This window comes from Bradyrhizobium sp. CB2312, from assembly GCF_029714425.1.
Lineage (GTDB): Bacteria > Pseudomonadota > Alphaproteobacteria > Rhizobiales > Xanthobacteraceae > Bradyrhizobium.
The window spans coordinates 3,467,064-3,481,051 of sequence record NZ_CP121668.1; the positions used below are offsets into that span (position 1 = coordinate 3,467,064).

At 61.4% G+C, this 13,988-nt stretch carries 12 protein-coding genes; 7 read left to right on the forward strand and 5 right to left on the reverse strand.

Features of this window, described 5'->3' with window-relative positions; genetic code table 11:
* The first annotated feature begins 52 nt into the window (after positions 1 to 52).
* Positions 53 to 223, forward strand: coding sequence for a hypothetical protein (locus QA642_RS16765; RefSeq protein WP_283085618.1), 171 nt, complete (start codon positions 53 to 55; stop codon positions 221 to 223).
* A gap of 134 nt (positions 224 to 357) precedes the next feature.
* On the opposite strand, the gene QA642_RS16770 is transcribed toward QA642_RS16765, so the two are convergent.
* Positions 358 to 1,422, reverse strand: coding sequence for an ionic transporter y4hA (locus tag QA642_RS16770; RefSeq protein WP_283085619.1), 1,065 nt, complete (start codon positions 1,420 to 1,422; stop codon positions 358 to 360).
* Positions 1,423 to 1,761: 339 nt separating this feature from the next.
* Between QA642_RS16770 and QA642_RS16775 the strand changes: the two genes are divergently transcribed.
* The 4 genes from QA642_RS16775 (at position 1,762) to QA642_RS16790 (ending at position 5,518) form a co-directional block, all read left to right on the forward strand.
* Positions 1,762 to 2,100: a hypothetical protein gene (locus QA642_RS16775; RefSeq protein WP_283085620.1), complete on the forward strand. Its 339-nt coding sequence runs from the start codon at positions 1,762 to 1,764 to the stop codon at positions 2,098 to 2,100.
* A 96-nt stretch (positions 2,101 to 2,196) separates the two neighbouring features.
* Positions 2,197 to 2,637, forward strand: a complete 441-nt coding sequence (locus tag QA642_RS16780; protein ID WP_283085621.1) for a hypothetical protein — start codon at positions 2,197 to 2,199, stop codon at positions 2,635 to 2,637.
* 132 nt (positions 2,638 to 2,769) lie between these two features.
* Entirely contained in the window at positions 2,770 to 3,246 is a 477-nt protein-coding gene (locus QA642_RS16785; protein WP_283085622.1) for a DUF992 domain-containing protein, read from the forward strand.
* 193 nt (positions 3,247 to 3,439) lie between these two features.
* A complete protein-coding gene (locus tag QA642_RS16790) occupies positions 3,440 to 5,518 on the forward strand; it encodes an adenylate/guanylate cyclase domain-containing protein (RefSeq protein ID WP_283085623.1) in 2,079 nt (692 codons plus the stop codon).
* A 32-nt stretch (positions 5,519 to 5,550) separates the two neighbouring features.
* Here the strand turns inward: QA642_RS16790 and QA642_RS16795 are convergent, their stop codons facing one another.
* Complete coding sequence (locus QA642_RS16795) at positions 5,551 to 6,621, reverse strand: transporter (RefSeq protein ID WP_283085624.1); 1,071 nt, start codon at positions 6,619 to 6,621, stop codon at positions 5,551 to 5,553.
* Between the two features lie 644 nt (positions 6,622 to 7,265).
* Here QA642_RS16795 and QA642_RS16800 point away from each other — a divergent pair.
* Positions 7,266 to 8,786, forward strand: a complete 1,521-nt coding sequence (locus tag QA642_RS16800; protein ID WP_283085625.1) for an arylsulfatase — start codon at positions 7,266 to 7,268, stop codon at positions 8,784 to 8,786.
* Here QA642_RS16800 and QA642_RS16805 read toward each other — a convergent pair.
* The 3 genes from QA642_RS16805 to QA642_RS16815 form a co-directional block, all read right to left on the reverse strand.
* On the reverse strand, positions 8,758 to 9,273 hold the full coding sequence (locus QA642_RS16805; RefSeq protein ID WP_283085626.1) for a hypothetical protein: 516 nt from the start codon (positions 9,271 to 9,273) through the stop codon (positions 8,758 to 8,760). The two genes, QA642_RS16800 and QA642_RS16805, sit on opposite strands and share 29 nt — an antisense overlap.
* A 148-nt stretch (positions 9,274 to 9,421) precedes the next feature.
* Positions 9,422 to 11,554, reverse strand: a complete 2,133-nt coding sequence (locus QA642_RS16810; protein WP_349253848.1) for an ammonia-forming cytochrome c nitrite reductase subunit c552 — start codon at positions 11,552 to 11,554, stop codon at positions 9,422 to 9,424.
* A 441-nt stretch (positions 11,555 to 11,995) separates the two neighbouring features.
* On the reverse strand, positions 11,996 to 13,309 hold the full coding sequence (locus QA642_RS16815) for a cation:proton antiporter (RefSeq protein ID WP_283085627.1): 1,314 nt from the start codon (positions 13,307 to 13,309) through the stop codon (positions 11,996 to 11,998).
* A gap of 159 nt (positions 13,310 to 13,468) precedes the next feature.
* On the opposite strand from QA642_RS16815, the gene QA642_RS16820 reads away from it, so the two are divergent.
* The gene (locus tag QA642_RS16820) at positions 13,469 to 13,891 is read left to right on the forward strand and encodes a hypothetical protein (RefSeq protein ID WP_283085628.1); all 423 of its coding nucleotides are present in this window, start codon (positions 13,469 to 13,471) and stop codon (positions 13,889 to 13,891) included.
* Positions 13,892 to 13,988 lie beyond the last annotated feature (97 nt).

The window sequence follows — 13,988 nt, forward strand, 5'->3', positions numbered from 1 at the left end:
GCGACACCGGCGGCAATTTCCATGCGATTGACGCGGCGACCGGCCAAAAGCTGTGGGCCAGAAGATTGGCGGCGCAATCGCCGGCGGCGTGATCACTTATGCGCTGGACGGCAAGCAGCGAATTGCGGTGGCGATGGGCTACATATCCCCGGCCTTTCCCACCGAAATCCGGAGGGCGAAGATCGCGATTCTCGGCATCGAAGGCGACGCCGGGGCCAGATAGACAAGGTGGTCGCGCCTCTAGCCGACGGAATTTTCAACCGTGGACTCGTCGGCACGCGCTCGATAGCGGCACTGTTTGCGCATGGACTTGCCTGACGGGCGGCGACGCACTCCGCGCTCCAGGGGTAGCCCGCATCATGGTACAAACGCAAAGAACAAAAAGGCCGCAAAGAGGACCAGGTGCACGACCCCCTGCAGCACTGTGGTCCGGCCCGTTCCCAACGTAATCACGCTGAGAACGATCGTCAGCGCCAGCATGTCGCGGTCCTTGAGCTCCAGGCCCAGTTCAAGCGGTTGGTTGAGCAGGAGCGATACCGTTGCAACGGCTGGGATCGTCAGGCCAATGGTTGCCAGAGCTGATCCCAGAGCCAGGTTGAGGCTTGTCTGCAACAGGTTCTTCCGAGCCGCCCTGACGGCGGCCAGGGATTCCGGGAGCAGGACGAGGGCCGCAATGATGATCCCGACCACGGCTTTCGGAGCATGCAGATAGGTGACGCCGGCTTCCACGGCCGGCGTGAGAACTTTCGCCAAGGCCACGATGACAACCAGTGAAACAAGGAGAAGCACGGCACTCATTGCCGCGGTCGTGGTTGGAATGGCTATATGCTCGTCTTCCTTCCCTTCCGGCAGAAAATAGTCGCGGTGACGGACCGTTTGGATGAAGACGAAGGAGCCGTAGAGCACCAGCGAAACGAAAGCAGCAAAGGCAAGCTGGGACGGACTGTAATACGGGTCCCCTCCGGTAAAGTTCGGGAACACGAGCGTCATGCTCGTGAGAACCGCGAGCACCGCCAGCGCCGAACTGGCTCCCTGGATCTGGAATCCCTGCTCGCCAAAGCGGGTGCCGCCCGCCAGCAGACAGGCACCGACGATGCCATTGCACACGATCATGACCGCCGCGAACACGGTATCGCGCGCCAGCGCAGCCTGCTCGGCCGGCGCCCCCAGCATCATCGATACGATCAGGGCAGTCTCGATGGTTGTGACTGCCAGCGCCAGAACGAGTGTGCCAAACGGCTCGCCAATGCGGTGCGCTATCACCTCCGCGTGATAGACGGCGGCAAAAACAGCTCCCATGAGCGTGATCGCGGCGGCTCCGGCGACGAAGCCGCCGCCTGAGACAAATTGCTTGGTCAGGATGACAGCCGGGCCCGCTGCCGGCCAGATCCATGTCCAGGAAGGCGTCCGTACTGCAACCATATCGAGCCCCCCGACGCGCGGCCACCGGAGCCAACCTGGAAAGATGCTTCGTTCAACTTTCGACAGACGGCAACTGTGACGAGCTCCTGCTTGGGCGCCAAGTCGGAGAGTGCCATTGACCTAAATCAATCCCGCTCCAACCAGCTCTGCGAGCAACGGCAAGCGTGTGGGGACGCACGGGCTCGTCCGCTGCCTTGGCTGAATCCGTATAATCAGACTTGGCGTGTTGATGACCGCGCCTCTCGTCTGCCGAAGTCGCATAGTCAGCATCGCAAACACCAATAGGCTTGCGCCGGACGTGGCATCTTGTGCCACCGGTCCCGGAGCGAGGAGCAAGCCATGATAAACCTAAAAGTTCTCGCAATCGTGATTTCCGCTACCGCCCTGTCCAGCTCTGGAGCTCAGGCTCAGGCGGCTCTCTCCAATCCTGACGTGTGCCAGGCTAAATTCAGCAGCTGCACGGGTCTTGGAACGGGTAGCACTCCCGTCACCGGCTACCGGCGAACGGCATATCGCCGGCCGGCTTCAGCCAGCGCGACGGTCGCGGGCTGGAGTGACTCCGCCGGCGAGATGGCCTGGCACGGCAATTGGAATACCTACGCTGCCCGCAACGGCATCATCTGCAAGCCCGGCACCTACTACAAGGGGGCTGACGGCATGCGGCATCTCTGCCAATAGGCCAGCCGCTCCGAAACTGTCAGGCGGTCCTGAAAGGGCCGCCTGACCTATTTCGACGATCGAAAGCGTGCGGCGGCTTCTCGGCTTGAAGGGAAGATGGTGATGAATTCGGAAGGTCCGACAGCGCCTGGACCGGCAAGTGTGATCGCAAGCGTCGCCGCGCTCGCTGTGGTGTCGCTCGCTACTCCACCCCCGAGCCAGGCGCAGACGACGGGCCAGCTGTTGATTTCTGCGGGCTTCAATCCTGTTGCCGCGACCACATCCGAAGCGATGACCCGCTTGAGGTCTTTTCCGGCGAAACAGTTCCTTCGGCGAGAAAAGGCAGGTCGTCCATATTACTTCTACGCCGACCCAGCGGGCTGCGGCTGCGCCTATGTTGGCACCGTCGCAGCGATGAACAAATACGCAAGCTTCGGGGTGTTGCCGGCTGCCGCCCCGCCGGGCGGCGTCTCGCTCGAACAGGACATGATCAATAGCATGAACGACGACGATGCCGGAGCGCACCTCAATGAGGACGTATTCGGTCCGGATCCGTAGGGCTGCCGACGACCCAGGACTGATGGAGCCCGCCGTTTCTGCATAGCCACAGATGCAATTCCTTCGTAACTACGATTCCAGTTCTTGAGTAGGGAGGCGTATATGTCACCACGCGTCGCGTGGACACCGTTGATGCTGCTGGTCGTCCCGTTTGCGGTCGCAAGCTCGATTCTGCCCGATGCCAGGGCACAGGCGCCAGGATCAAACTGGACTCAATCCAGCATGCTGCGCTGTAAGCTGAACCCGAGCGTCGGTTTCATCATCTTCGGTCACCAGTCGATGGAGTGCAGATTTTCGCCTTCCCTGCCGGGTCCCTCGCAGATTTACGACGGCGCGCTCAACACGGTCGGCATCGACGTCGGCGTGGTTGGCACAGGTGGCCTGGCGTGGGGCGTGCTGGCTCCAACCTCGGGAATTGCCGCCGGAGCATTGGCCGGCGAATACGTCGGCGCGAGTGGCGACATTGCCCTGGGAGCAGGCGTCGGTGCAAATGTCCTGGTCGGCGGATCTCAGCGCAGCATCGCCTTGCAGCCCGTTTCGGTAGAAGGCTCGGTTGCGCTGAATGTGACACTGGGCCTGTCCGCTCTTCAATTGCGGTACGTTCCCTGACCTCAGACTTCGACAGTCGGTGCCTTGGCGTCATAAATCGGTGGTGTCCCTGCGCGCAAGAAGACCGCAACGCTGACGGCATGGCCGGCCGGCGAAAGGGACGGCGGCCGCCGAATGACGGCCCGGCCCGGACATAAATCGGGGTGATCCGGGAATGCTATTCAAGCACCGAAACCCACGGAAATTCGTTACGATGCGGCTGAGCGCGGCGATGTCCGCATTGTTCGTCCTGCTCAGCATTCCTGTCTTGATATTCATCCTGGTCTATAGCTACGAGCGCAACTCTGCCGCGATCAACGTGACGCTGAACGAGGTCGTCGCCAAGACCAAGGGCGCCAGCATCGAGGATGCAAGAAACCTGATCGATCCAGTCGCCGCGACGCTTGCGCTCATAGCCGCCTTTGCCGCCGAAGATCCCGATCGCTTCACCAAGGAAGAGAGCCGCGAACTGCTCTACCGGTCGCTGATCTCTGCGCGGCAGATCGATGCGGTCTTCGTCAGTTTCGAAGACGGCTTTCATCGGGTCGTTACCCGGATGGACGACGACCGCAGGCGATCCGATGCAAAGATTCCACCCTCGGCGAATTGGCATTCCAGCTATATCGACCCGTTCTCCGGCTCGCCCCGGCGGCACCGCCACCGGACATTCTACGATACCTGGCCTCATATCGTTGGCGCCTACGACATAGAGACCATCGAGGACATCAGGACGCTCTCGGGCTACCAGGCGGCGAAGAATACCCGCGAACTCGTCGTCGAAGGCCCGTGGCCGAATCCAGATACTGGCTATCCGGTGATTACCTTGAGAGTGCCGATCATCGCGAGCGGCCAATTCATCGGCGCCGCTTCGGCCAATCTCACCCTCAATGTGCTTTCGGAGTTTCTCACCAGCCACCGCGCCAGTCCCCATAGCACGACGGTCATTGCCAATGAGGCCGACGGCACGATCATCGCTTATCCGGATGCCAGGAAAGGCGTTCGACTACAGAACGGCCGCCTGGAACTCACGAAGGTCGATACTGTCGACGACATCAATTTGCGCGAAGCGCATCGCCTGCGGAGCGCGACCGGCAACGACGACTTCTTCTTTCAGTCGACGCAAGACCGGCAAAGGATAAGCGCATCCTTCACGCGCTTTCCCGCAACATTTCGCCAACCCTGGGAGGTGATCACCCTGACGCCAACCGACGATTTCGTCGGTATCCTCGAGCGCACCAATCGGCAGATGATCGCTTTGATAGCTGTCCTGACGGTCGTCGAATTGGGATTGATCTACCTGTTCGCGAGATGGCTGTCACGGCCCATCGAATATGTATCGCGGGAGCTGCGGTCCGTCGAGGACCTGACGTTCTCCCACGCGGCCCCGCCATCGTCCTACATCCACGAAGTCAAGGAGCTGCAAGCCGCCGTTTCATTGTTCGAAACGTCGCTCCGTTCGTTCTCGTCGTTCGTTCCACTGGACGTCGTCAGGCTGTTGATCAGGACCGGAACGCCACTCGGCCTCGGCGTCGAGCCTAAATTCATGACGGTGTTCTTCAGCGACCTGAAGGATTTTTCGACCTTGGCGGAGCAGATGGCGCCGAATGATTTGCTCGCGCAGCTTTCGGTCTATTTTGAAAGCGTCTCGAACGCCATTGCCGAGGAGTCCGGTACGGTGGACAAGTTCATCGGGGATGGGGTCATGGCGTTTTGGGGCGCCCCGGTTCCCTGCGAAGACCAAGTGCTGCGCGGCTGCCGCGGTGCGATCCGTGCAACCCGCCGCATGGAGGCGCTCAACGCGGACTGGGGCAGACAGGGGCGACCGCCATTGCATCTCCGCATCGGGCTTCATTGCGCGGATGTCCTAGTGGGGAACGTGGGTTCAGCCGCGCGCTTGAGCTATACGGTTATGGGCGATGGGGTAAACGTCGCCGCTAGGTTGGAAGGTCTCAATAAGACGTTTGGCACGGCGATTTGCATCAGCGACAGCATCTACGAGGCGATCAGGCCTGACATCGTCGCAAGGCCGATCACGAAGATTCGGGTTAAGGGGCGCAATAGGGAGTTCATGGTCTACGAGCTTCTGGGTATCAGGACCAGCGACGATCCCGAACTGCGGGCAACCGAGCAGGCAGTTCTGCTTTGTGAAAGGACGACGGAAGCCTCAGCTTGTTTTGAGCGAGGAGAATTGGACAGGGCCGCCCGGCATTATCAGTACATCCTCCGGGACTTTCCCGGTGATGGCGTCGCGAAATCGATGCTTGCAAGGTGTTCAGCCGAGCTCCCGAGCTAGACCCGGATTACGCGCAGTCGAACCTTCCGCTCCTACTTCGTGAACCTCGGCCTTGTGGGTGCCGCTGGCGTCGGGGCCGTCGGCGAGAGATTGAACGTTAGCCAGAGATTCCAGCCCGCCGGCCGATTTTCATTGGCGAACTCGCCATAGGCCTTCAGATTGAGATATCCCTGCATGTCTCCGACCGGAAAGATGTAGCCGAATTGCGGGCCGACACCGGCCACACGCGACTTAAAACAGCCGACGCGATCGCCTGACCCGCTGTCGCAGCTGAGTTGCTGGTATAGGTAACCGACAAGACCGACCTGAATCTGCTTGGTCAAAAACTGCGACGCGCCCCAGTCGAGGTGCATGTCAACGCCATTCTGGTATTGAGTTGCCGGATCGATGAAGTTGTAGGTGAAGCCGAGCACCGCTGAAGCTTCACGCCCGGTCTTCGGGTCGAAATAGGTGTAGCCACCACCCGCGTCGATCGCCCAATGTCCTATGCCGATATTCGCGAGACGGTTCGATTGGTAGGCTCCGGCCGGAAGGTCGCCGGTGATGTAAGTCATGAAGTTGTTGACGCCGGCATTCCACTTCAGCGTGAATTGCGGGTATAGGTCTCCGAATGCCGTGAGCGAACTGTTGATGCTGTCGAAACGTGAGAAGGGGAAGGTGCCTCCCGGCGTCGTCACTGTCCCGGTCAGTGCTCCGGCCAGTGAAGTGGAATTGGAGCCGTACACTCCCATCATACCGGCAGAAGCCTGCGCACCGAACAATGGCGTCGCAAAGGTGTAGTTCGCGATCAGGAAGCCCAGATTCAAATTGGAATTGAGGTTGGCATTCACGTTGGCTGTCACGTTTGCGGGAATACCGCCGATCTGAAACTCGCGGGCTCGCGACACGTCGCGGCCGGCCGATACCGAGTCATGCCAGTAGATCGTGGTCACCGACCAGCCTGGCGCCTGCTGGGGTACGGCGGCAAGGCTGCCGTACAGCCCGGGTACCCAAAAGCTGACACCGCCTTCGTCGGCAAGCGCGGTGTGTGCGGGCGAAAGCAACAGGGCGGCAACGGCCACCACCTTCAGTGGCAGATCGACTGCTATACTAAAGCACCGCATCTTTGGCTCCTTACCTCGAGAACCCGCGTGACAGTAAGCGAATTGGGCCGGAGCGGATCTATGCAAAAACGGCAATGCGCTGGCGGCGCGATGGTTTTGTCCGCATCTGTAGCCGGGAAGTCACAGTCATGCGGCGCCTGGTAATTCGTTTGTGCGATTTCGCCCATGTAAGCGACGATAGGTGGTTGAGGGACATTGCGGTTCGATCTGGTGGTCGGCACAGCGTCTCCGGCGGCGACTCAATCGGCACCAATGCAGTCTCGCGGATACCCTCGCGATCGCTTCATCACCGCTGGTGCTTCAGAGTTGCAAGCCAACTGCGCACATGCGGGCCGGATCTGCATAGCGGGCCATGGACCGGTCGATAGACTGACGGTGTCAGTTCGGAGGATCGGGCGAGTGTTGCGGTGTCGAATGAATGTCTCGCGATCCAGAGCGGGGCGGGCCGTCAGCCAGCCGCGCAATGAAGGTAGGACGCAGCCGGGCAAGATCACCGGTGCGGTCAACATGATCCGTCAGATGCTGATCGACATTGCCGTCCATCCGGCAGCAAGGTCCGGGCGGCGCCGGTGAAGACGCCCCTCATCGCGACTGTTCGAACCAGCCGAGCTTCCTGGTAGTCGGAAAGAACGAGGATGTGGACGATGCGAAAAGATAAGGGCCTGTCCGTTCTTCCGCTGGCCTTGTTTATCGCCGCGGCGATGGGACTTGCGCCGGTCGCCGCCCAGCAGTCGCAAAAACCGAACGTGGTTTTCATCCTCGCCGACAACGTTGGCTACGGCGACCTGGGTTCATATGGCGGTGGAGAGTTGCGAGGCGCCCCGACGCCGCGGATTGACCAGTTGGCGCGCGAAGGAATGCGTCTCACCCAGTTTCTCGTCGAACCAGCCTGCACGCCTTCGCGGGCGGCCTTGATGACCGGGCAGTATTCAATTCGCAGCGGTCTGTCGCTGATCGCCATCGAGGGAAGCCCGTATACACTTCCCGGCCGGGCCTTCACGATGGGTGAACTGTTCAAGCGGGCCGGTTACGCCACCGCCGTCTTTGGCAAGTGGCATCTGGGAAGCGCCCCCGAGAGCTTGCCGACTGCCCACGGGTTTGACGAGTTCTACGGTATCCCGCCGGCGATTTCCTGGGACGCCGCAACTTACGTCAGCACCATCGAGCTGACCAAGTCAATTCCGGCGCCGCCCGGCGTGCTTCTGGAGCGTGGGCCACAGATCGTCGAGGCGACGGCCGGCGGTCCCTTGCGAAACGTAAAGCCATTCACTCCGGAGGTGCGCGCCAATATCGACTACGAGCTGGTCGATAAATCGATCGACTTCATGCGGCGGCAGAGATCGGCCGGCAAGCCGTTCTTCCTTTATCTGCCCTTCTCGATGGGGCATGTGCCGAACTCGCCTTCGAAGCAATTCGAAGGGAAATCGCGGATTGGCAACTACGGCGACAAGATGATGGAGGGTGACTACCACGTCGGTCGGGTTCTCGACACGATCAAGGAGCTCGGCGTGGACGACGACACCATCGTGGTGTTTGCCTCCGACAACGGGCCGTATGGCGAAACCGCACGGGAGTTCGGCAATCAGGGCACGCCGGACATGGGCAACGCCGGTCCCTTCCGCGGCGAGCTGGGGGAAGCGACCGAGGGCGCGATCCGCACCGCAGCGATCATCCGCTGGCCGGGAAAGGTCAAACCCAACACCACATCCTACGCGATGTTTTCGATCATGGATTTCCTGCCGACCTTTTCCCGCATTATCGGCGGCAGCATTCCGACGGACCGTCCGATCGACGGCATCGATCAGACGGACGTCTTGCTTGGCGACGGTGGGATGGGACACCGCGAAAGCCTCTTGAGTTTCATCGGCGGCGACGTTGTGGCCGTGCGGTGGAAGCAATGGCGAATGTATTTCACCGACGTCCATCCGACCGGATCGGGACCGCAGCGCCAGCCGGGAATTTTCTCCGCCAGCGCTCCGATGGCCGGCTACCCGCGGGCCTACAACGTCGAGATGGACCCGCACGAAGACCTCGTCGTCGCCGGATTGTTTGGCTGGATTTCCGAGCCGGCGCTGAAGGTGGTCGAGGAGTATCTGGGGTCGGTCAAGAAATATCCCAATCCGCCGGCGCCGAACATTACGCAGTTTCCGAACGGCGGCCGATAGGGGCCGGAGTCGAGTCTTGATGAACTGATTGACACGGCCGAGGCGGCAACTGCCGTCCCAGACCGAGTGCCAGGAGAAACATAGTCATGCGCCGACAGAGCTCGATCGTTGCTTCGCTCTCCATCTCGCTTCTGTTCGGTTGCGCTGCACCGTGCCGAGGGTAGGCGTCGGAAGCGCAAAATGAACCAAACGTCGCCCCGTCGAAATCGTCTTCTACCCCAAACAGGAAGTGACCCGCCTGGAAATTGTAGCCGGCTTGCACACCGGCGATGAATCCGGTGGCGCCGCCGTACAGATTGTTGCTCGGAATGCTCAGGCTGCCGTTGGTCCACGCGCCACCGGCATTCGCGCCGACGTAAAATCCATTCCAATTGTACAGCGGCGCCGGAATCGGAGGAGCCTTGACTGCCATATCCGCGACGCGGACGCTGATGCTCGATTGACTCGCAAGCAGCGCGGATGCAACGGCGAGAATAAACTTCGTCATCGGAACTTTCCTTTCCGAAGAACTGAAGTCGCGGCCCCAGCAACCTCGCCTTCATCCTTGTGGCGGTCCAATCGCGGGGCTATGCAGTTTCGGCCGTGAGGGCGTTTCCGCAACTCAGCCGGGCTCTCGCGCGTGGGACTGTGGCCCGTCATTTCTGCTGGGCGCGAAGGCCATTGATGAAACGCGTCAACTCGCGGTCATTCGGCGTCAGCCGGGAAAGCCGCTCGGCGTAGTCGAGGGCGGCGTCGATGTTTCCGGCACCCCGGTTGAACGTGACGAGCGCCTGCAGAGTGTCACGGTCATCCGGGTGCCGGGACAGGGTGTCCTTCAAAACCTCCATCGCTTCGGCGACACGGCCCGACGAATGCAGCGCCACAGCGTACACATAGGCATAGCGCGCCCGGTCGGGCTCGAGCGCGGCGGCCGTCCGGAACTCGTCCAGCGCGTCGCTCGCCCGTTTCTGCCGAGTAAGGGTGAGTCCGAGAGCGTGATGCAAGCCGCCGTCTTGCGACGAGGCCTCGAGCGCCGTCCGCAGGACGCTCTCGCCGTCCGCATCCCGCCAGAACTGCCGATAGAGATCCGCAAGGTTGATTGCCGCCGGGGTGTATTGGGGGCTGAGCCGCAGGGCCGCCTTGTACTCGCTTTCGGCATCGGCCGTCTGGCCGCGCCTTGCATAGAAGCTTCCTAGAGTCGCGCGCGCTTCCGGCCGATCCGCATTGAGGCGTTGGGCTGCGATGAATTCCGCGCTGGCGCGATCGAATGCTGCGCGGTCCGGAGCGGGTTGGTTGGCGTCGGGCACCGCGGCCAGCACCGACACCGCCCTAATCCGGACGCCGCGGCTCGGGTCGGACAGGAGCGGAGAGACTAGCGGCCATATCCTCTCGCCAGGAAGACCATCGAGCATGTCGAGCGTCGCGATCCGTACCATCGGGTCGGGATCGGCCACCCCTTTGCGCGCGAGGTCGATATTCGCAGGCGTTACCCTCGAATGAAGCTCGTTCAGGGCGCTTGCGCGCGCGATGGCCGGAGCCGTTGGGCTGGCTGCCACGATCGCCAGCAATTGAGCCGCCTGAGCCCCGTCGGTCCAGGAAGCCTGGAGTGCGTCGGCGTAATTCTGAAAGCCCTTCCGAACCGGTCCATGCCATCGTTCGACCGCGTCCGCCGCCCATTGCGCGGGCTTGTCGCCGTGGCAGTTGTTGCACGCGTTCGGCGTACCGAGCTTCACGGAAATATCCGGCCTGGGAATCCGGAGGCTGTGATCGTGCCGCTTGTCGACACCCATGTAGGTGCTGACGGGCATGTGGCATGAGGCGCAAGTCACCGCCGGCGTGACGTTTCCGTGGCCGCTGTGCGCGGCAGTCTCATATTTGTCCGGGGCGTGGCATTGAAGGCAGACGCCGTCGGCAGATGCGCGCAATTTCGTGGAGTGGGGTTCATGGCAATCGCTGCAGGTGACGCCTGCGGCGAACATCTTGCTCTGCTTGAACGGTCCGTAATTGTACACCTCGTCCCGCATCTGCCCGTCGGCATGGTAGAGCCCGCGAGAAAGAAGCGCGACGGCGTGCGTGTCCGACAAGGGCTGTCCCGGCACCCAGTCTTCGGAAAATTCTCCGCGCCGCCCATGGCAGAAGCCGCAGGTCTCGACTTCCTTGCGCATCACGGCCGGCGGTATGCGGCGTTGCGGATTGCCGGTCTTCGGATCGGCGTGCCAACTGATATCCTTGCGCTCGTCCAGTAACGCGATCAGCCCCTTTTTCGGATCATCGTTCGTTCGAAACCAGCTCCGCTGACTGCGTGACCAATCGACGTGGCGGGAGCCCTTGCCGTGACACCCCTCGCAGCCGACGCTGATTTCTGTCCAGGTCGTGCGAAAACGGTCATTGGCCGCGTCGTAGTTCTTCTGCACGCCGGTTGAATGGCATTCGGCACACATGAAGTTCCAATTCTGGTTGAGCTTGGTCCAGTGCAATACGTCGTTGTGTTTGATCTCCTCATCGGGATAGAGATGAAACCAGCGCTGCCCGCCCTGATCCCTCGGCCGGGTATCCCAGGCGATGGAAAGCGCCTGGATGCGACCATCCGGGAATTCGATCAGGTATTGCTGCAACGGCTCGACGCCGAAAGTATATTTGACGTCGAAGGTTGCGAGCTTGCCGTCGGGGCCATCGGTTTCGACGAAGAATTTCCCATCCTTCTTGAAGAAGCGTGAGTGCACGCCAAAATAGTCGAAGCCCGCATCGTCGAAGTTTCCGAGCACGGTGGCGGCGGTCGCGTGCTGCATGGCGTGTTTGTGCTGGGAGCCATTCCATAGCGCAGCTTCGGCCTGGTGGCACCCGGAGCAGGCGTCGCTGCCCACGAAAGACAGCGCGCCAGCCTCGTTCCGGCCGGTGGGCAGGAAGGACTTGCCGGTGGCGGCGAGAACGAGTGCAGAACCACCTGCAAGAATGGCCGCCAGAATTAACCCGACGAGCAGGCGCGGCCGTAGGCGCCACCGTTGGAAACCCGGTGTGCTGGCGTCGTGAGGTGCGTGCGCCGAAGATCCCACGGAGCCTGGTGTGGGGAGGTGCTGCGGTGGCATCTGCTTCCCGGAAGCCCTGTTCTTGCTACGCGCCACGAATTGATGTCCATTGAAGGGAAGGGGAATCCTAGAAAAGCGTCACGCCGCCGCTATGCAGATTCGGCAAGATCGCTATCGGGCCATCCGGATGGCGCGAACGCCAATCTAGCCGTTGGTTGGCGACGTGTTCGCGGCCGGAGCCGGGTCCCGGGCGGTGCCAGGCGCCGCGCTTGCCTGTTCCGCGATGCGGGCGGATTGATCGGGCGTGATCCCATCCTTGAGCATCAGCGGGGCAAAACGTGCGGTCAGAACCGGCCCTGCTATTGCGGTGGTCAGCATCAACACCAGAACCGCGTTGAGTAGTCGCTCATCGACCAGCCGATGACCGGCGGGGTCGAGCGTGTCATAGGCGACAAGCGTCGCGGCCAGCGTTGCCGCCACCTGCGGTAGGGTGAGCGACCAAATGGTGTGGCGCGCTGCAGCTGAATATCCGAACATTCGTCCCGCGAACTCGGCCGCCAGCCATTTGCCGATGAACAGCGCTCCGACGATGCTGACGACCAGACCACCATTGTCGAGAATGCTGGAAAGAAACGCCGGGGGATCAATCAGGAAGCCGGTGACGATGAAGAAGATCGGGATAAAAAAGGAGTTGCCGATGAACTCCAGTTTCTCCTTTGCCGGCTTGGCGTGGGCCGCGACGTTGATTGCCAGTCCAGCCAGGAATGCGCCGACAATCCCCGGCAGATTGATGGATTGTGCCAGCATGCCCGTGATTGCGACGATCAGGAGCATGGCGATGAAGTATTCGTCCTCGTGATCTTGTTTGGCGAGGACATACGTGCCCGCGCGACTGAGACCGAACAGGATCAGGGGAACGAAAATAGCGATCTCCACGGTCTGTATCACGAGGATAGACAGGGAGAAACCGCTTTTGAAGGAGGCGAGGCAAACCGCGAACACCAGCAGCGACAGGGTGTCCGACATGACCGTCGCGCCATAGGTGACCGTGATCGGCTCCTGCCGCACGAGCGCGAGGCGGGCGACGATCGGACCTCCGAGCAAGGTATGGGACGCGAGCAGGGACCCGAGGACGATGGCGCCAAGCGTTCCGTAGCCGAGCAACAGTCCGACGGCGGTCCCCAGAAATAGCGGCAATGCAGTGGTCAGGAGACCGAACACAAGGGTGCGCTGCCGGGCTTGCTTGAATCGCGTGAGATCGATTTCGAGGCCGGCGAAGAACATCAGGAGCAGCTTGCCGAGGTCGGCAAAGAAGTCAGCTACAGGCCTGTGCTCTCCGATGAGGTCCACCCCGTGAGGCCCGAGCACCACGCCGCTGAGAAGCAGCACAACGACGGTCGGAAGCCGTATTCGACGCGACAACCGGGGGACGCTGAGGATCACGGCCAAAGCGATGGCGAACTTTGCCAGAGACGGCAGCCCCAGTGCGTCCGAGCGTATGAAATCAAGCGCCGTCATCGCTGCGCGCCTCTCCGGGCCGCGGGCCCCCGGCGAGCGACCCATGGCTCCTGAAATAGTTCCCTGAATTCAAGTGCCGCAGCCGTCGCCCTGTTGACCGCTATCGGCGCGACGTCAGCTCCTGCGATCTCTGCGGTCGACGCTCGCCACGATCATGAGATGCGTGAATTCAACCGATCTGAGTATAAGTCCACGATTGAAAGCGACACTATGCAGATTCGGCGGCCGGGCGGTGGACCGTTCGCAGCCCGGTGCATCGGGGGAGTTGACGTCGAAAGTCGATTGGGTGGTACTATGCCGGCTTCACAGGCGAGGCATGGCGCCTCGATCGCGTTTCAAACCGGGAGTGAGATGATGTCGTACCGAGCCAGGATTGTCTGGATTGCGCTGCTGTGTTCACTGAGTGCGGTCAACCTGGTTGTGCTCGCCGTGAACCTGTCGGCGCCCTCAAAGGCGGCCGTCAAGGGAGCCAGCTATCAAGAACTGCTGCGCGATGCCGATTTCGCGCGAGCGGTCAAGACCATCGCGGAGCAATGCAAAGTGAACGTCGAACTGGCCAAGCTGATGTGCCAGGGCGGATAATCTCGAGGCAGCTTGTTAGTCTGGTCACCAGCGGTTATCGAGGCTCAAAACCGTCCGCTACGACGAGAAGGCCTGCTGGCGTCACGGCGGCGACACG

Bases quoted from the DNA above. Each gene is read 5' to 3' on its own strand.
- QA642_RS16770 (WP_283085619.1), bottom strand. From the start codon at position 1,422: ATGGTTGCAGTACGGACGCCTTCCTGGACATGGATCTGGCCGGCAGCG.
- QA642_RS16775 (WP_283085620.1), top strand. From the start codon at position 1,762: ATGATAAACCTAAAAGTTCTCGCAATCGTGATTTCCGCTACCGCCCTG.
- QA642_RS16780 (WP_283085621.1), top strand. From the start codon at position 2,197: ATGGTGATGAATTCGGAAGGTCCGACAGCGCCTGGACCGGCAAGTGTG.
- QA642_RS16785 (WP_283085622.1), top strand. From the start codon at position 2,770: ATGCTGCTGGTCGTCCCGTTTGCGGTCGCAAGCTCGATTCTGCCCGAT.
- QA642_RS16790 (WP_283085623.1), top strand. From the start codon at position 3,440: ATGCGGCTGAGCGCGGCGATGTCCGCATTGTTCGTCCTGCTCAGCATT.
- QA642_RS16795 (WP_283085624.1), bottom strand. From the start codon at position 6,621: ATGCGGTGCTTTAGTATAGCAGTCGATCTGCCACTGAAGGTGGTGGCC.
- QA642_RS16800 (WP_283085625.1), top strand. From the start codon at position 7,266: ATGCGAAAAGATAAGGGCCTGTCCGTTCTTCCGCTGGCCTTGTTTATC.
- QA642_RS16805 (WP_283085626.1), bottom strand. From the start codon at position 9,273: ATGACGAAGTTTATTCTCGCCGTTGCATCCGCGCTGCTTGCGAGTCAA.
- QA642_RS16810 (WP_349253848.1), bottom strand. From the start codon at position 11,554: ATGCAGCACGCGACCGCCGCCACCGTGCTCGGAAACTTCGACGATGCG.
- QA642_RS16815 (WP_283085627.1), bottom strand. From the start codon at position 13,309: ATGACGGCGCTTGATTTCATACGCTCGGACGCACTGGGGCTGCCGTCT.
- QA642_RS16820 (WP_283085628.1), top strand. From the start codon at position 13,469: ATGCGTGAATTCAACCGATCTGAGTATAAGTCCACGATTGAAAGCGAC.